At 66.9% G+C, this 17912-nt stretch carries 16 protein-coding genes; 5 read left to right on the forward strand and 11 right to left on the reverse strand.

Annotation, left to right across the window (positions count from 1 at the left end; translation table 11 throughout):
* The first annotated feature begins 60 nt into the window (after positions 1-60).
* Both mfd and PPZ50_RS13340 read left to right on the forward strand, forming a co-directional pair.
* Positions 61-3513 carry a transcription-repair coupling factor gene (mfd, locus tag PPZ50_RS13335; protein ID WP_066694389.1) on the forward strand — a complete coding sequence of 1151 codons (3453 nt, stop codon included), beginning with the start codon at positions 61-63 and terminating at the stop codon, positions 3511-3513.
* Positions 3514-3615: 102 nt separating this feature from the next.
* A complete protein-coding gene (locus tag PPZ50_RS13340; RefSeq protein ID WP_272815317.1) occupies positions 3616-4887 on the forward strand; it encodes a hypothetical protein in 1272 nt (423 codons plus the stop codon).
* Positions 4888-5075: 188 nt separating this feature from the next.
* Here the strand turns inward: PPZ50_RS13340 and PPZ50_RS13345 are convergent, their stop codons facing one another.
* From PPZ50_RS13345 to PPZ50_RS13365, 5 genes are all read right to left on the reverse strand, one after another.
* Positions 5076-6467 carry a porin gene (locus PPZ50_RS13345; RefSeq protein ID WP_066694395.1) on the reverse strand — a complete coding sequence of 464 codons (1392 nt, stop codon included), beginning with the start codon at positions 6465-6467 and terminating at the stop codon, positions 5076-5078.
* 64 nt (positions 6468-6531) lie between these two features.
* Positions 6532-7944: a dihydrolipoyl dehydrogenase gene (lpdA, locus tag PPZ50_RS13350; RefSeq protein WP_272815318.1), complete on the reverse strand. Its 1413-nt coding sequence runs from the start codon at positions 7942-7944 to the stop codon at positions 6532-6534.
* Positions 7945-8010: 66 nt separating this feature from the next.
* Positions 8011-8403, reverse strand: a complete 393-nt coding sequence (locus PPZ50_RS13355; RefSeq protein ID WP_066694401.1) for an acyl-CoA thioesterase — start codon at positions 8401-8403, stop codon at positions 8011-8013.
* Positions 8393-8611, reverse strand: a complete 219-nt coding sequence (locus PPZ50_RS13360; RefSeq protein ID WP_066694403.1) for a hypothetical protein — start codon at positions 8609-8611, stop codon at positions 8393-8395. Before PPZ50_RS13360 ends, PPZ50_RS13355 begins: the two co-directional genes overlap by 11 nt.
* A complete protein-coding gene (locus tag PPZ50_RS13365; RefSeq protein ID WP_066694410.1) occupies positions 8612-9970 on the reverse strand; it encodes a pyruvate dehydrogenase complex dihydrolipoamide acetyltransferase in 1359 nt (452 codons plus the stop codon).
* A 127-nt stretch (positions 9971-10097) separates the two neighbouring features.
* Here PPZ50_RS13365 and PPZ50_RS13370 point away from each other — a divergent pair, with 127 nt between their 5' ends.
* Positions 10098-10553 (forward strand): universal stress protein, encoded by a 456-nt coding sequence (locus PPZ50_RS13370; RefSeq protein ID WP_066694412.1) that lies wholly within the window; start codon positions 10098-10100, stop codon positions 10551-10553.
* A 407-nt stretch (positions 10554-10960) separates the two neighbouring features.
* Positions 10961-12250 carry a M20/M25/M40 family metallo-hydrolase gene (locus PPZ50_RS13375; RefSeq protein WP_198158629.1) on the forward strand — a complete coding sequence of 430 codons (1290 nt, stop codon included), beginning with the start codon at positions 10961-10963 and terminating at the stop codon, positions 12248-12250.
* Positions 12251-12298: 48 nt separating this feature from the next.
* On the opposite strand, the gene PPZ50_RS13380 is transcribed toward PPZ50_RS13375, so the two are convergent.
* The 4 genes from PPZ50_RS13380 to PPZ50_RS13395 all read right to left on the reverse strand — a co-directional run bounded on the left by PPZ50_RS13380 (position 12299) and on the right by PPZ50_RS13395 (position 15111).
* A complete protein-coding gene (locus PPZ50_RS13380; protein ID WP_066694414.1) occupies positions 12299-13369 on the reverse strand; it encodes an RcnB family protein in 1071 nt (356 codons plus the stop codon).
* 123 nt (positions 13370-13492) lie between these two features.
* Complete coding sequence (locus PPZ50_RS13385; RefSeq protein WP_066694415.1) at positions 13493-13975, reverse strand: GAF domain-containing protein; 483 nt, start codon at positions 13973-13975, stop codon at positions 13493-13495.
* A gap of 56 nt (positions 13976-14031) precedes the next feature.
* On the reverse strand, positions 14032-14457 hold the full coding sequence (gene arfB, locus PPZ50_RS13390; RefSeq protein ID WP_066694417.1) for an alternative ribosome rescue aminoacyl-tRNA hydrolase ArfB: 426 nt from the start codon (positions 14455-14457) through the stop codon (positions 14032-14034).
* Complete coding sequence (locus PPZ50_RS13395; RefSeq protein ID WP_066694420.1) at positions 14458-15111, reverse strand: RluA family pseudouridine synthase; 654 nt, start codon at positions 15109-15111, stop codon at positions 14458-14460.
* 262 nt (positions 15112-15373) lie between these two features.
* On the opposite strand from PPZ50_RS13395, the gene PPZ50_RS13400 reads away from it, so the two are divergent.
* Positions 15374-15964 (forward strand): M15 family metallopeptidase, encoded by a 591-nt coding sequence (locus tag PPZ50_RS13400; RefSeq protein WP_272815319.1) that lies wholly within the window; start codon positions 15374-15376, stop codon positions 15962-15964.
* Positions 15965-15976: 12 nt separating this feature from the next.
* On the opposite strand, the gene PPZ50_RS13405 is transcribed toward PPZ50_RS13400, so the two are convergent.
* The gene (locus tag PPZ50_RS13405; RefSeq protein ID WP_272815320.1) at positions 15977-16801 is read right to left on the reverse strand and encodes a MipA/OmpV family protein; all 825 of its coding nucleotides are present in this window, start codon (positions 16799-16801) and stop codon (positions 15977-15979) included.
* A 2-nt stretch (positions 16802-16803) separates the two neighbouring features.
* Positions 16804-17820: a glycoside hydrolase family 43 protein gene (locus tag PPZ50_RS13410; protein ID WP_084401849.1), complete on the reverse strand. Its 1017-nt coding sequence runs from the start codon at positions 17818-17820 to the stop codon at positions 16804-16806.
* Positions 17821-17912: the final 92 nt, after the last annotated feature.

A 17912-nucleotide genomic window follows, 5' to 3' on the forward strand; every position in this document is an offset into this window, starting at 1 on the left:
GCGCCCGCATTCCCCTCTCCCAACCCTCTCCCCTGAAGGGGAGAGGGCCAAAGGTAACAAATGCCCGACCTCTCCAAAATCCTGTCCGCCCCCCGCTCGCTGACCCTCGCGGGCGTGCCCACAGGCTTCCTCCCGGTCCTCCTCGCCGACCTCGCCCGCGGCGCAAAGGGGGACCTCGTCTACATCGCCCCCGACGAAGCGGCGATGCGCGCCATTGCGACCACCGCACCCTTCTTCGCCCCCGACCTGTCGGTGCTCCAGTTCCCGGCCTGGGACTGCCTCCCCTACGACCGCGCCAGCCCGACGCTGCGCTCGATGGCCGAGCGCCTCTCCGCGCTCCACTCGCTCCAGTCGAAGGCCAAAGGCCCGCGCCTGATCGTCACCACCGTCAACGCCGCGACCCAGCGGACGCTGACCCCGTTCCGCATCCGCCAGCTCGTCGCCCGCCTCGCGCCGGGCGAGCGCATCTCGCTCCCCCGCCTCTCCGCGCTGCTGCAGGCGAACGGCTATAACCGCGTCGATACCGTCCACGACGCCGGTGAGTTCGCCGTCCGCGGCGGCCTCGTCGATCTGTGGCCGTCCGGCTCCGACTCCGGCCTGCGCCTCGATTTCTTCGGCGACGAGATCGAAACCGTCCGCACCTTCTCGCCCGAAGACCAGCGCACCACCGGCCGCGTCGACGGCTTCACCCTGCTCCCCGCCTCCGAAGCCCTGCTCGATGAGGATTCAATCAAGCGCTTCCGCACCCGCTACCGCGAAAAGTTCGGCGCGACCGCGACCGGCGATCCGATCTATCAGGCGATCAGCGACGGCCGCCGCCTGTCGGGCATGGAGCACTGGCTGCCCTTTTTCGAAGAACGCCTCGAAACCTTCTTCGACCACCTCTCGCCCGAAGCGGTCATCGTCCGCGACGCCGGCGTTCCCGCCGCCGCCGAACAGCGCTTCGAATCGATCGCCGACTATCACACCAACCGTGTCCGCGCGCAGACCAACGACCCGGGCAGCTACCGCCCGCTTCTCCCCGCCGCACTCTACCTGTCGGCCGACGAATGGGCCGACCGCCTGTCGGACACCGCCGCGCATCAGGTCACGCCCTTCCACGCCCCCGACAGCGCCACCTCGGTCGATTTCGAAGTCGACGGCCCCCGCGACTTCACGCCGGAACGCACGCAACAGGCGAATATCTACGAAGCCGTCGTCGACCACATCGCGTCCTTGCGCAAACAGGGCCGCAAGCCGATCCTCGCCAGCTATTCGGAGGGTGCACGCGAACGGCTGATGGGCCTGCTCGCCGATCACGACCTGACCGGCGTCTCGACCGTCGAGACATGGCAACGGGCGCTGGGCGGTGCCAAGTCGACCGTCTCCTTCGTCGTCCTCCCCCTCGACCACGGCTTCACCAGCGCCGACGTGGCGGTCCTCACCGAACAGGACATGCTCGGCGATCGTCTCGTCCGCCGCGCCAAGCGGCGCAAGAACACCGACGCCTTCCTGCAGGAACTTGCCACCCTTTCCCCCGGCGACCTCGTCGTTCATGCCGATCACGGCATTGGCCGCTATGTCGGGCTGACCCAGGTCCCGGTGGCCAAGGCCCCCCACGACTGCGTCCAGCTCGAATATGCCGGCGGCGACAAGCTGTACGTGCCGGTCGAAAATCTCGAAGTCCTCAGCCGCTACGGCGCGGGCGAGGAAGGCGCCTCGCTCGACCGTTTGGGCGGCGAGGCATGGCAACGGCGCAAGGCGCGGATGAAGGACCGCATCCGCGAAATCGCGGGCGACCTGATCGCCACTGCCGCGAAACGCGCGATGCGCCCGGCCGAGGTCGCCGAACCCGATAGCGGCGGCTACCCCGCCTTTGTCGACCGTTTCCCGTATCAGGAAACCGACGATCAGGAACGCGCCATCGCCGACGTGCTCGAAGACTTGGGCGCAGGCCGCCCGATGGACCGCCTCGTCGTTGGCGACGTGGGCTTCGGCAAGACCGAGGTCGCGCTCCGCGCCGCGTTCGTCGCCGCCATGGCTGGGATGCAGGTCGCGATCGTCTGCCCGACGACCCTTCTCGCCCGCCAGCATTACAACAATTTCAAGGCCCGCTTCGAAGGATTCCCGATCGAAGTCGGCCGCCTCAGCCGCCTCGTCACCGCGACCGAGGCGAAGAAGGTCCGCGACGGCCTTGCCGACGGCACGATCGACGTCGTCGTCGGCACCCATGCCGTGCTGTCGAAACAGGTCGATTTCAAACGCTTGGGGCTGGTCATCGTCGACGAGGAACAGCGTTTCGGCGTGACGCACAAGGAACGGCTGAAGGCGATGAAGGCCGACGTCCACGTCCTGACGCTGACCGCCACCCCGATCCCGCGCACGCTGCAAATGGCGATGTCGGGCCTGCGCGAGCTATCGGTGATCCAGACCCCGCCGGTCGATCGCCTCGCGGTGCGCACCTACATCATGCCATGGGACCCGGTGGTCCTGCGCGAGGCGCTGCTACGCGAACATTATCGCGGCGGACAGGCCTATTTCGTCACCCCGCGCATCGCCGACCTGCCCGAGATCGAGAAGTTCCTGTCGGAGGAAGTTCCCGAAATCCGCTACGTCGTCGCCCATGGCCAGATGGCGCCGACCGAGGTCGAGGAACGCATGTCGGCCTTCTACGACAAGCGCTACGATTTGCTCGTATCGACCACCATCGTCGAGAGCGGCCTCGACATTCCCTCGGCCAACACGCTCATCATCAACCGCGCCGACAAGTTCGGCCTGGCACAACTCTACCAGCTGCGCGGCCGCGTCGGCCGTTCGAAGACCCGCGCCTATGCCTATATGACCACGCCCCCCGAACGGCTGGTCAGCGAAGCGGCGGAAAAGCGCCTCAAGGTCCTCTCCGACCTCGAATCGCTGGGCGCCGGTTTCCAGCTTGCCAGCCACGACCTCGACCAGCGTGGCGCGGGCAACATGCTGGGCGACGAACAATCGGGCCATATCAAGGAAGTCGGCTTCGAACTCTACCAGTCGATGCTCGAGGAAGCGATCCTCGACGCCAAGGCCGGGGGTCTTCGCGACGACAAGCCCAAGGACTTCTCCCCCACAATCACCGTCGACGCGCCGATCCTGATTCCGGAGGATTATGTCCCCGACCTCGACCTGCGCATGGGCCTCTATCGCCGCCTGAACGATGTCGAGGATCGCGCCGGCATCGACGCCTTCGCCACCGAACTGATCGACCGCTTCGGCAAGCTGCCGGTCGCCACCAGCAACCTGCTGCAACTGATCGAGGCGAAGCTGAACGCCAAGAAAGCCTGCATCGCCAAGATCGACGTCGGCGCCAAGGGCGCGATCGTCAGCTTCCACGAGGTCCCCAGCGTCGAAGGGCTGCTCGCCTATGTCGACAAGCTCAACGGCACTGCCAAGCTGCGTCCCGACATGAAACTGGTGATCAGCCGCAGCTTCGGCGACCCGCAGGCCCGCCTGAACGCCGCGCTGCAGATCTCGCGCGGGCTGGCGAAGGCGGCGGGGTAATGGGACTTCCCACGAAGTAGATGGATTGCGACGATCGGGTTTACCCGATCGTAAGCTGGACCGAAGTCAAATGGGCCTGCATCCTACCGGACAGGAGTCATCATGCGCCAGAACGGCTTCCTGCTTCCCCTTTTGATCGTTGCCGCGGCCGGCGTTAACGCCGGGCGACCGGTCGCACCCACGACGAACTGCTCGCCTTATCGCGCACCGGCTACCGAGGACGAACGGCCGGATGCGGGACCCTACAGGTTGCTATCCGCCCGCTGTTTCGATCCGGGGAAAGTGTATGACAGCGCCCCGCCCTCCGTATCGCCGGACGGCACCCATGCAGCATGGGCAGATCATGCTGGTGTCACCATTGTTGATCTTCGCTCCGGCCAAAATCGCTTTATCCCTGCGTCGACCCAAAGCCTCAATTTCCGGGTAACGACCGTTGCCGCGCCCATTGCGTGGACGCCGGATTCGACGTCGCTCTGGGCTACGACCCGTGAAAAGGCTGCGAGCGGATTTCCCACCTCGGGTGGAAAGGTCATACGCCTGTCACTTGACGGATCGCGCCTTCCGGTCCCCGATTTTTTCTCTCCATCCGGTCCGCTCGACGCCGTGCAGTGGGTCCCCGGCACGTCAATCGCTATCGTTCAGTTCGGGACGCACGGCGGTACCTATCAACCGACCCATCCGGACCCCGCGCCTGAATTGGCAATGGTCGACACGGCGACGGGCAGTATCCTTGATCGACTGTCATTGGCGTCCCTCCATTCGCTCAAGGGACGACCGGCGGGAAGCGATCCGCGATTTTCGCTCGCGGCGGTGATGGCAGTGATCGCATCGGGCCGGGTTCACGCGGTTGTCACGATTCGAACAAGAGCCGGCGCAACGCGGGTCCACTGGACACAAGGTCTGCCCGCAGTGGAACTGCCCGTTCGAAACCGCACGGATGAGCGGGTTTCCCTTCTTCCCTCCGGCAAGCAACTTCTCCGCTTGATCGAACTCCAGCCGGACGGAGTCCAGATATTCGACGGGCCAATGGATCCCCATGCCCCGAGGCCCGAACCGCCGAAACCGAGAGCCGGTATCGTGGTCGAGTCGATATCCCTTTCGACCGGTAAGTCCGCCTGGTCGATCACCCAAAGTGTGACGAATTTCTGGAAAGCCGACATTCTCGAAATCAGCCCGAATGGGCGTTACGCCCTGATCTCATGGCCGAATAGGCGCAGCCTTGTCGTGCAGGCAGCTTTGATCGATCTCAGAAATGGCGCGACGGTGCAGATGTTCCCGATGAGTGCTTCAGGCGGTCAGGCTGGCTTTACCGACAACGGCGACGTGATATGGATCAGGGTAGCGGGTAAGTTTCGGTTCTACCGGCGGTCTTAGCGGTCCCGCCCGGGATCGGGCCAGCGCACGACATCGCTTTCCTACAACATCCGCCACTGCCATTCTGCGCCCGGGTCGTTGTCACCCACGCTCTTTGACCTTCCCACTCAACGGTGATGCGCGCAGCGCGCAAAATCCGCACGAGTGTGAACTTAGTGAACTTTGGACGCCGCCGGCGGAAAAAAACCCTAATAATTCAACTGCAACTGCGTCCGGAACACATCGCCCTCGGCGCGTCCCATCCGCCGCTCGTCCGCCTCGGCGCGGTCCATTCGGGCATAAGCGATGGTCCATTCCAGCGCGGGCACCGGCTGGAACTCGATGCCCAGCTCGATCTCGTCGGTCTCCAGCCGCGGCGCGTTGACCGCCGCCTTCCATCCGCCGCGATAGGTCTGCCACCGGGCATAGGGCATGAACGGCCCGACCGGCGACGCCTTCACCCGCGCCATCGCCTGCACATAGCCGCCATGCAGCGGCTTGGTCGTGATCGCGCGCAGCGTCCGGTCATATTCCGGCCCCCGCCCCCAATTCCATTCCGCCTGGAACCCCAGCGGCGCCGGATACAGGATCGCGTGCAGCCCGATGCGCTCGTCGGTGAAGGGTTCGGCACCGACCCCGCCGGTCCGCACCTCGGGCTGGACGCGGTTGGTATAGGCGCTGCCCCCGACCTCCAACACGCGCCCGCCGCCGATCTCGAACGGCCATGTCGCCAGCGCCACCGCCATCACCGCGTCGTTCGCTTCCTCGCGGTTGATCCCCTGCCCGTTATAGACGCCGACGCCGAACGCGCCGTAATTGCCGAACAGCTTCTGCCCGTCTTCGGTCAGTCGTTCCCAGATGTCGTCGACATGGGTCGGGGTGTAATAGGCGACGACCCCGATATCGCGCTCGCTGGGCACCCCGCTATTGATCGCGTCGCTGCGGTCGAGCGGGATACGGTTCGACGACGACTGCATATTCTCCCACCCGAACGGCACCTTCGACTGGCCGAAGCGCAGCCGGAACCGTTTGTCGGGATCGAGGAACGCATCGAAATAGGCGTCGCGCAGTTGCAGGAACCCCTCGCGCCGCTCGCCGACCGACTGGCTGGTCACCGCCGTAGCGAAATCGGGCTGGAGGTAGAAGGACACCCGCTCACCCAGATCACCCTGCAGGATCAGCCGGATCCGTCGAAAGGTGAAGCCGGTGTCGTCGCCGATCCCGCTGTCATGCACCGACCGCAGCCGGGCGATGCCAGCGGGCGCGGTACGATCGCCCGAGATGATCTCGTTCAGCCGCAACTGGGTATAGCCGCGCAGCCTGATACGATCATACCACTTCTCGCGCTTGGCCGGCGGCGATGCGGCGGCGAGCTGGGTCGATGGCGGGGCGGGCTTCGGCGCGACGGCGACTTGCGGCACGGGCGCCGCGGGCGCACTCGGCGTGGTCGCGGCAGCATTTGCGGCCTGCGCCGCCTTCATCTCGGCAATGACCGCTTTCAGCTCGTCGATCTGCCGCTGCAATTCCTGCACGGTTTGCCCGGCGGCCGGCGGTGCAACCAGAAACGACGTGGCGAGGATCGCCGGAAAGAGCTGCTTCATGGACCCGCGCCATGCCGCTCGGGCACGGCGCGGGTCAAGAACTATGACGGTTCGGTGACGTCCGTCAGATGTGCAGCGCGCGACCGTACGCCGCCAGCACCGACTCATGCATCGATTCGGAGATGGTCGGGTGCGCGAACACCGTTTCGGTCAGCTCCTGCTCGGTCGTCTCCAGCTGGCGGGCGACGACATAGCCCTGGATCATCTCGGTCACTTCCGCGCCGACCATGTGCGCGCCCAGCAGCTCACCGGTCTTGGCGTCGAACACCGTCTTTACGAAGCCTTCGGCCTCGCCCAGCGCGATCGCCTTGCCGTTGCCGATGAACGGGAACTTGCCGACCTTGACGCTGTAGCCCGCTTCCTTGGCCTTCGCCTCGGTGAAGCCGACGCTGGCGACCTGCGGACGCGCATAGGTGCAGCCCGGAATGTTGTTCTTGTCCATCGCGTGCGGATGGACGTCCTTGTTGCCCAGCGCCTTGGCGATGGCCTCGGCGGCGATCACGCCCTCATGGCTCGCCTTGTGCGCCAGCCACGGCGCGCCGGTCACGTCGCCGATTGCCCAGATGCCCTCGACATTGGTCTTGCCATAGCCGTCGGTCTTGATGTGGCCGCGCTCGGCTTCAATCTTCAGCGCTTCCATGCCGATATTCTCGGTATTGGGCACGATGCCGATCGCGACGATCGCATGGCTGAACTCGACCTGTTCGACCTTGCCGTCCGGCCCCTTGATCGCGGCCTTGACGCCCGCCGGAGTCGCTTCTAGCTTTTCCAGACCCGACTTGGTCTTGATCGTCATGCCCTGCTTGGTCAGCCCCTTGTGCATGAACTCGCTGACTTCGGCATCCTCGACCGGCATGATCCGGTCGAGCATCTCGACGATCGTCACGTCGGCGCCCATGTCGTTGTAGAAGCTGGCGAACTCGACGCCGATCGCGCCCGATCCGATGACCAGCAGCTTGGTCGGCATTTCCGGCGGCACCATCGCGTGGCGGTACGTCCAGATCTTGGCGCCATCGGCCTTGGCGAACGGCAGGTCGCGGGCGCGGGCGCCCGTCGCGATGATGATGTGCCTGGCTTCCAGCTCGGTCGTCTTGTCGCCCTGCTTGACGCTCAGCTTGCCCTTGGCCGTGATCGTGCCGACGCCCTCGTGCACTGCGACCTTGTTCTTCTTCATCAGCCCCTTGACGCCCGCGTTCAGCTGGCCCGCCACCTTGCGGCTGCGATCGACGACCTTCGCAAGGTCGAACGACGGCTTCTCCGCCGACAGGCCGTACTGTGCGGCATGCATCATGTAGTGATAGATTTCGGCCGAACGCAGCAGCGCCTTGGTCGGGATGCAGCCCCAGTTGAGGCAGATGCCGCCCAGCCGCTCGCGCTCGACGATCGCGACCTTTAGGCCCAGCTGGCTCGCCCGGATCGCCGCGACATAGCCGCCGGGGCCGGAACCGAGCACGATGAGGTCGTAAGATTCAGCCATCACTTTACCTTTTCGCTCGATGCTGCCCGGTCGAGCAGCCGTAATGATGTTGGGACGATCCCGGGATTACGCCTCGATCGCCCGCGGCTTGCGATCCTCGTCGATCGCCACGAACACGAACTGCGCCTCGGTCACCCGGCACGTCGCCTCGCCGAAGCGGTCGCGGCGCCACGTTTCGACCTTGATCGTCATCGACGTCCGCCCGACCTTTATCAGGTCGGCATAGACCGACAATTCGTCGCCGACCGCTACGGGCGCATGGAACTGCATCGCGTCGACGGCGATCGTCACCGCGCGCCCCTTGGCATGGCGCGCGGCGAGCAGGCCGGCGGCCATGTCCATCTGCGACATGATCCACCCGCCGAAAATGTCGCCATAGGGATTGGTGTCCGCCGGCATCGCCGTCACGCGCAGCGCGGGCTGATCGGTCGGGGGAACCGTGGAATTCTCAACGATCATCCGACAAACCCTTTGCGCGTTCCTCGGCCATAGCGCGCCGCACCTGCCGGATGCCCAGCACGATGACGATCGCCATCGCCACCCATGTCACCGTCCAGATGTCGCGCCGGCCCAGCGGATACGACCATGCCGATAGCGAACCGATCGCCCATGCCGCCGCCACCCCGGCGACGACATGCACGATTTCGGTCAGCAGCCGGGCTCGCATTTACGCGATCAGGCCGAGCGGCGACTCCACCAGCGCCTTGAACAGCTTGAGCATCTCGGCACCGTCCGCCCCGTCGATCGCGCGGTGGTCGAAGCTGCCGGTCGCGGTCATCACGGTCGCGACACCCAGCGCGTCGTCGACGATGTACGGGCGCTTCTCACCGGCACCGACCGCCAGGATCATGCCCTGCGGCGGATTGATAACCGCTTCGAACTGCTTGATGCCGAACATGCCCATATTGCTGAGCGACGCGGTGCCGCCCTGATATTCCTCGGGCTTCAGCTTGTTCTCCTTGGCGCGGCCGGCCAGGTCCTTCATCTCGGTGCTGATCTTCGCCACGCCCTTGTTGGCGGCATCGCGGATGATCGGGGTGATGAGGCCGGTCGGCGTCGACACCGCCACCGACACGTCGGCGCGGGCATACTGCACCATTTCGTTGCCGAGGAAGGTGACGTTGCACTTCGGGCTGTTTTCCAGCGCGACGCCCAGCGCCTTGATGAGCAGGTCGTTGACCGACAGCTTCACGCCACGCGCGTCGAGCGACTTGTTCAGGTCGCCGCGCAGCTTGAGCAGCGCATCCAGACGGACATCGACCGTCAGATAGATGTGCGGCACCTGCTGCTTCGATTCGGTCAGGCGACGCGCGATCGTCTTGCGGATGTTCGACAGCTTCTCGACCGTGTGCGGGATCGAATCGTCGAACCACACCGCCGCCGGCTTGGGCACTTCCGCTGCCGGAGCAGGGGCAGCCGCCGCGCTTGGTGCCGGAGCGGCCGCTTCGGCCTTCGGCGCGCTTGCGGCACTTGGCTTCGCGTTCTCGACATCGGCCTTGACGATCCGGCCGTTCGGGCCGCTGCCGGCGATACCCGACAGTTCCAGCCCCTTGTCGGCGGCGATGCGACGCGCCAGCGGGCTGGCCTTCACGCGGCCGCCATCGCCTTGGGCAGCGCCGGCACCGGCCGGGCGGCCGTGATCCGACGTACCGGCCGGGGCCGGCGCGGCTTCGCTGCCGGTCTTGTTCGGGTCGGTCGCATCGGGCTTGCCCTTGAACTGGTCGTCGGCAGGCTCGGGCGTTTCCGCCTTCTTCGGCGCGGCATCGATCGCCGACGCATCCTCGCCCTCTTCCAGCAGGATAGCGATGACCGCACCGACCTTCACATTGTCGGTCCCTTCGGCGACCAGCACCTTGCCGATCGTGCCTTCATCGACGGCTTCGAATTCCATCGTCGCCTTGTCGGTTTCGATTTCCGCCATGATGTCGCCGGACTTGACGGTATCACCTTCCTTCACCAGCCATTTGGCCAGCGTCCCCTCTTCCATCGTGGGGGACAGGGCGGGCATCTTGATCTCGATCGGCATGGGGCAGAATGGTCCTCTCAGGCTCGTCGCGCCTCTTCGCCGCCGGAGCCGTCCCGGTCAAGCCCCGGCACGACCTTGCGTCGCCGCCACGAACCGGCGCATGAACCGTAGCGTCAGGGGAAGATGCATGCGGACATATCTGGTGGTGGTCGACGAAAGTCCCGAAAGCGCGGTCGCGTTGCGCTTCGCCGCGCGCCGTGCGGTCAAGACCAATGGCGGGGTCGAGGTGCTGGCGCTGGTCGAGCCGCAGGAATTCGCCCCCTGGGGCGGGGTACAGGCGACGATCGAGGAGGAAGCGAAGGAACGCGCCGAAGCGCTGGTCCAGGCGGCGGCGGGCACGCTGATCGCCGAATCCGGCCTGCAACCGCATCTGACGGTGAAGATCGGCGACGGCCCGCGAATCGTGCGCGAGATGATCGCCGCCAATCCGCAGATCGCCGCACTGGTGCTGGGCGCCGCCGCGACCGGATCGCCCGGCCCGCTCGTTACCCATTTCGCCGGCACCGATGCCGGTGCGCTCCCCGTGCCGCTGATGGTCATTCCCGGCAGCCTCGACCGCGCCGGGATCGACCGGCTGAGCTGATTCGCCATCACGGTCAGCCATGGTTCAGGCCGCTGCGATAAAGCGACGTTGGGAAGTACCGGGCGGGGGAGAGCAGCGATTCGCGCTCGATCCCCCGCGGGCTGCTGCTGTTCGCCGGGTGTCCGGCACATCCTCTCTTATAATTCAGCGCAGCGCTGGTGGACGTCCGTTAGCGCGGCTCGGGCACAAAAAAAAGGGCCGGCGAACCGACCCTTGAAAAGTTTTAGGAGAGGATGCCTGAAAGGCACAGTCGTTGTGCACCGCAACCGTTCCGTTAGCAATTGCAAAAAACGAAACCAAACATTTAGTTTCTGCATCAAACCCACCGGGTAACTAGGTTTTAGCCGGATATGGGTATCACGCGAAACCGGTTGAGCAGGGTGTCGGAACGCGGCATCCTCCCGCCCATGCGCTCGATGTTGCTTCTGCCCGCCCTGTTCCTCGCCACCGCTGCCGGTGCGCGCGATACCCCCCGCCCCGACCGGCTACGTGCCGACGTCGCGACCCTGGTCGGGTTCGGCACGCGCCATACCGCGTCCGATCCCGACCATCCGACGCGCGGCATCGGCGCGGCGCGACGCTGGTTCGCCAACGAACTGACCCGAATCGGTGCCGGCTGCGGCAACTGCATCACTGTCGCCAACATCGCGCGCGGCTTCACCGGCCCGCGCGCGCCACAGGGCGTCAATGTCGTCGACGTTCTCGGCTTTCAGCAGGGGCGCGATCCCAAACGCGTCGTCATCGTGATGGGCCATATCGACAGCCGCGTCAGCGACGTGATGGATGCGACCAGCGACGCGCCCGGCGCCAATGACGACGCGTCGGGCGTCGCGCTGGTGCTGGAAACCGCGCGCATCCTGTCGAAGGAAAAGTTCGACGCGACGATCGTCTATGCCGCGCTGTCGGGTGAGGAACAGGGATTGTGGGGCGCCCAGCTGCTCGCCGATACCGCGAAGGAGCGCGGCTGGACGGTGTCCGCCGTGCTCAACAACGATATCGTCGGCAACACGATCGGCCAGGACGGGCGCAAGGTCGCCGACCGCGTCCGCGTCTTTTCCGAAGGCATCCGCGCGTCTGAATCGATCGAGCAGCAGATCGCCCGCCGCGCCGCCGGCGGTGAGGATGACGGCCCGTCGCGCGCGCTGGCCAAGACGATCGATGCGGTCGCGACCACGATCCCCGGCGGCCTCGACGTGTTTCTCGATCGTCGCCCCGATCGGTTCGGGCGCGGGGGCGACCACGAACCGTTCCTGAAGCTCGGCTATCCTGCGATCCGCTTCTCGGTCGGGGTCGAGAATTACGACGCCCAGCATCAGGATCTGCGCCGCGACGGCAAGCGCGTCTATGGCGACACGATCGACCGGATGGATTTCCCCTATCTGGCCAAGGTGACGGCGATCAATGCCGCGACCATCGCCCGTCTCGCGGCCGCTCCGGCTGCCCCCGCCAGCGTGTCGATCGAAGGGGCGCTGGCGACGGATACGACGGTCCGCTGGGCGCCGGTGGCGACTGCAGCCGGCTATCGCATCCGCTGGCGGCGAAACGACGCGCAGGACTGGACCGACCGTCGCGACGTCACCGGCACGGAAGCGGTGCTGAACGGCGTCATCGTCGACGACCATTTCGTCGCCGTCTCGGCCCTGTCGCCATCGGGCGCGGAGAGCATCCCGACCTTCGCCGGCCGCGCCCCGCATTAACCCTCATCCGGCCCCATTCGGTTCGAAGCGTCTGTCGAGAACCTGGCCCTACCGCCGCAACGTCTTCGACCGGACCACCCGCCGGGGAGCACGACGCACCGTCTCGTAGGTGACGACTTCCTCGGTCGTGGTCGTCGTCACCGGCGCGTTCTGGACCGTAACCGTCGTCACGGTGCGCGGCGGATAATAATAACCGTTGGCGATGTAACCGCCCGGCCCCTCGGTGGTGGTTGTCGTGGTATAGCTGCGCGCGACCGGCGGTGCGCCGACATGTCGCTCGACATAGCCACCGCGCGAACGCGGGCCGATCGGCTGCACTTCCTCGCGCATCGGCCCGAACACGACCGGCGGCGGGGCATCGTCATAATAGCCGTCGTCCGGCGCGATCGGCACATCGTCCCCCGGCAGCGGATAGTCGGCGCCATAGCCAGGCTGAACCGGCGGCGGCGGCGGCGGCCCACGCCGATCCTCCGCCCGGTCGATCGCGGTCCCGGCCAGCGCGCCGACCCCGGCGCCCAGCACCGTCCCGCCCAGCCGGTTGCCGCGGCCGGCGATGACATTGCCCGCCACCGCGCCGACCGCGCCGCCGATCACCGCACCGCCCACGCCGTTATCCCGCCGTGCAACCGGCGGCGGCGGCGGCAGATCGCCCTCGCCAACATAGCGGTCATAGGCGCGATCGTCGCGGACATAGCGCCCAGTATCGCGCGCATCCCAATCGATGCCGCTGCGATAATCGAACACCCGCCCGTCGCGATCGGCCAGCACCGCATCGTCATAATAGCGATACCAGCCATAGCCCGGCTGCGGGCGGCTCAGCCCATAGGTCGGCCAGTCCTGAATGAAGAAGCTAGGCGCCACCCAGTAGCGCGGCAGGATCCACCCACGCACCGGTGTGCGATACGCCGCCCAGCCGCCCGGCGCATAATGGCCGCCATACCAGCGCCCGCGCACATTGCCGCCCCAGCGCGGCCCGGGCAGGTTCACCCGCGGCTGTCCCGGATAGAGCGCCGGCCGCCCCGGCCGCGCTTCGGGTGCCTGGCCGAGGCGCGGCTGCGCCTGCGCAACCCCGGTCGAGGCAAGGATCGCCGCAAGGGCGGCAAGGGTCGGCGTTCGCATCGTCCGGTCGGCTCCCTCATGCGCGGACGTACCGCGCGGATATGGTTGCCGAAAGCTTACCACGCGCGGCGGTTCCCGGCCAATCCGGCGCTTGCCGGACCGACCGTCCCGCACCGGGGCAGATCAGCCGATCCGCGGCGCCAGCACGCGCACCAGCGCCTCGCATCCCGCCTGGTCGCCGGCATCGAACCGGCCGGGCAGCGGGCTGTCGAGATCGAGCACCCCGATCAGCCGCCCGCCGTCGACGATCGGCACGACCAGCTCGCTGCGGCTGTCGGCATCGCAGGCGATGTGCCCTGGAAAGGCATGGACATCGGCGACCAGCTGCGTCGTCCGCGTTGCCGCCGCCGTACCGCACACCCCGCGCCCCACCGCGATGCGGATGCACGCCGCCTTGCCCTGAAATGGCCCCAGCACCAGCTCGTCACCGACTAGGCGGTAGAAGCCTGCCCAGTTCAGATCGGGCAGATATTGCATCAGCAACGCCGAGGCATTGGCCATGTTCGCGACGGCGTCGCGCTCGTCCGCCGTCAGCGCATCGAGCGCGGACAGAAGATCGCGGTACAGGTCGCCCTTGGCGCCGGTGGAGATATCGAACTGGTACATGGGGGCTATGTAGCGCCGGCGTGGCCCCACACAATCCTCCCCGGTACGGGGAGGATTCAGTCCATCCGTACCTTACCCCGCCCCGCCTTCACCTGCGACCGCCCCTTCTTCGCGTCCACCCGCCGCACCTGCGATGCCATGGTCGGCTTGGTCGCGCGGCGCTTCTTGGGCACGATCGTCGCCTCGCGGATCAGTTCGAACAGCCGCTCGCGCACCTCGCGCCGGTTCATCTCCTGCGACCGCGACGCATCGGCGCGCAGCGTCAGCACGCCCTCCTTGGTCAGCCGCGACCCCGCCAGCACCGCCAACCGATGCTTGACCGCGTCCGGCAGCCCCGGCGAAGCGACCACGTCGAAGCGCAGCAGCACCGCGCTGTCGGTCGTGTTGACATGCTGCCCGCCCGGCCCCGACGCGCGGGTGAAGCTTTCGACCAGTTCGCCGCTGTCGATCGAAATCGACCGGGTGATCGGGATGCGCGGCACCTACGCCTCGTCGAACCCCGCCGCGACGAAGCTGCGCGGCCATGGCGCGGTCACATCGATCGCCGGCTTGTTGTCGCGCGGGACCATCAGCCCGATGGCGTGCAGCAGCATGCCGTGCCGCCCGCCCCGGCCATAGACCGGATCGCCCGCCACCGGACAGCCCAGCCCTTCGGCCATGTGCACGCGGATCTGGTGCGTCCGGCCGGTTTCGGGGAACAGCGCGACCAACGCGCGGTCACCGACCGTGCGCAGCACCCGCCAGTTCGTCCGCGCCGGCTTGCCCTTCGCATCGCCGACCATGCGCCATCCGGTCTCGGCCGTGCTGACCTTGGCCAGCGCCAGGTCGATCTCGCCCGATTCCCCGGCGGGAATGCCGTCAAGGATCGCCAGATAGCGCTTCGTCACCCGTCCCTGTTCGAACGCCTGCTGGAACCGGGCATGCGCCTTGGGATTGCGTGCAAGCAGCAGGCACCCGCTGGTATCGCGGTCCAGCCGGTGCACCGGCGTCGGTTCGCGTTGAAAGGTGAAGCGCAGCTCGTCGGCCCGCGCGACGATGCTGGGCGAACCGTCGCGCGGGGGATCGACCGGCAGGCCGGCGGGTTTGTCGAGGACGATCGCTTCGCCGTCGATGAACAGGACCAGGTCGTCAAGCATTCCGCTCCCTTGCCATCGTTGTCGACGCCATGCCAGTGCGCATGGGCTGCACCGCCGACCCAGCCGGAGACTTTTGTGCGCCGAACCGCCCTCGCCCGCCTTCTGCCGCCGCTCTGCATCCTCGCCTCCTGCGCGCCGACCACCGCGCGGCGCCGCCGGTTCCCGTCCCGACGCCCGCCCCCTCGCCGGTCGCGCCTCCCCGGATCGTCACCCTGCCCCCGCCGGGCCGACCGGTCCCGTCGAACTTTGCGAGCGCGGCACGGTGCAGCGGACCGCCGATGGCCGGTTGTTCAACCATTTCCCCTATCCCGACATGCCGGCAACCGCGCTGATCGACGCGCCGACGACGCTGGGCGGTTCGTGCAAGGTCCATCCCGCGATGGCCGACGATCTCGCCCGCCTGCTCGCCGCCGCCGATGCCGATCCCGCCATCGCCGGCACGCTGCGCGCCGTCTCCTGCCATCGGTCCGAAGCGTTGCAGCGCCAGACCTTTTGCGGCGGCATCGGCGCGAACGGATCGGGCAGCTTTGCCGAGCGTGCCTGGGCCTCGGCACCCCCGGGGCATAGCGAGCATTCGACCGGCTATGTCATCGACTTCGGCACCAGCACCGCCCCCGCCTGCAACGCCGAAGCCTGTTTCGCCGCCACGCCCGCCGGACGCTGGCTGCGCGCCAACGCCGCCCGCTTCGGCTTTGAAATGTCGTTCCCGGCGGGCAACAGGCAGCAGGTGAAGTGGGAACCGTGGCACTGGCGCTGGGTCGGCACGACGGCGAGCGCAGCCGGCGCGCCGCCCGCCCGCTCGATCTTCCTTCAGGCCCGCACCCGCTTCCCCGCCGACCCGAAGGTCGATTAGGGCGGATCCACCCTACAGGGTCAACCGATAGCCATAGCCGATGCCGATCGTCGCCTGGACCCGCCGCCCGCGTTGCTCGATCAGCGGCGACTGTCCTGCCTTAATGCCCAGATAATCGACCCCACCGAAGACGGTGACGGCGCTGTTGCGATCGATCGGCCGGATCGCGCTGCCACCGATCCCGACCGACGCCAGCCCGCCACCGGGCCGATACCGCGCCAGCCCGGTGCGCAGCGACTGTCCCGCGTCGATCCCGAAATAGGTCCGCAGATAATCGCCCGTGGCGAACGTCGCGCGCGGTCCCAGCGACCCGGCGATCCGCCCCGCCCGCCACGTCCGCGCGACCGAAACGTCGGCGACCGCCGCGTCATGCCCGCCAAAGCCCTGCCGCCCCTCACCCCGAACCCGCCATGCGCCCAGCCGCTTCTCGATAAAGCCGCCCGCCTCGCCGGCGACACCGACATCGCCCAGCCCGCGCAGCACGTCGCTGCCCCCGGTCAGCTGGAACGGCGATCCGCGCCCATCCTCGTCGCGCCCGAAGCGAATTTTCACCAGCGGCCCGGCCCGCCATCCGTCACGACGCAGCAGGTTCAACCCCACCCCGTCCGGCACAGACGCGAAGAAGACGTCTCGATAATGGACCCGCAGGTCGGGAAACAGCGACAGCGCCATGTCGCGCGATCCCTGCCATGCCGGGCTCAGCACCGGTGCCGCACCGACCGTGATGCTCCAACCATCGGGCGCCCCGCCCGCTCGCCCGGCAGCCGGCCCGCCGCTCTGCGCCAGCGCCGGAGTCGCGACAACCGCCAACACACCGATCCCGACCGAAAGCCGCATCGTCATTTTCCCCTCGCGCCCGCCGCGCTGCGCGGGGCCGTCACTCCGGCCTCGGTCTGGACCACCGGCTGCATCGTGCCGTCTGCGTTATAATGCAGCCGCTCGACCGTCACCGCCCGCCGCCCGATCGCGCCGTTCAGGTCGCCGATCGCCAGCGTCGCATTGTGCAGGAACAGATACCAGTCGCCCTTATACTCCACGATCCCCGGATGGATGGTGAAGCTGTATTTGCCCGATCCGGTCAGCTCGCCGCGATAGGTCCACGGCCCCTTGATCGACGGCGCGGTGGCATAGGACACACGCTCGTCGCGATGCTTCGACCGGTCGAGCGAGGCATAGGTCAGGTAATAGGTGCCCTTGCGCTCATGCAGCCACGGCCCCTCCTCGAAATGCGGCGGGGTGATCTCGGTGATCGGTCCGTCGATCTCGATCATGTTCGGCTTCAGCTTCGCGATATAGCATTGCCGGTTGCCCCATGCGATCCACGTCGTCCCATCCTTGTCGGTGAACACGGTCGGGTCGATGTCTTCCCAGCTATGCGTTCCCTTCGGCGTCATCTGGTTGGTGATCAGCGCCGCCCCCTTGGCATCGACGAACGGCCCGGTCGGCTTGTCGGCAACGGCGACCGCGATCGCCTTGCCCGGATGCGTGTCGTCATGCTCGACCGCAGCGTAGAACCAATACTTGCCGTTCTTGAAGACCGCCTGGCTCGCCCAGGCATCGGCCTTCGCCCATTTGAAATCGGCCACCTTCATGATCGGTCCGTGATCGGTCCAATGGCGCATGTCGGTGGTCGAATAGACCAGCCATTCGCGCATGTTGAACATCTGGTCCCGCTCGGCCTGGTCATGCCCGACATACAGGTACAGCCGGTCGCCGACGACCAGCGGAGCGGGATCGGCGGTGAACTTGTCGCGGATGATCGGGTTGCTGCCCGGCACCGGCGCTGGCCGCTCCTGTGCCCCCGCCATCGTCGCCGCCGCGATCGTCAACGCACCCCATAACGCCATGCCGCGCATCGCTCTCTCCCATCATCGTTCTTTGCCACGATGATAACCGATAGCGCTAACAATCCAAGCCATGCACCACCGGTCCCGTTACCGGACCGCTT

The sequence above is a fragment of the Sphingomonas hankookensis genome (genome assembly GCF_028551275.1).
Classification (GTDB): Bacteria; Pseudomonadota; Alphaproteobacteria; order Sphingomonadales; family Sphingomonadaceae; genus Sphingomonas; species Sphingomonas hankookensis_A.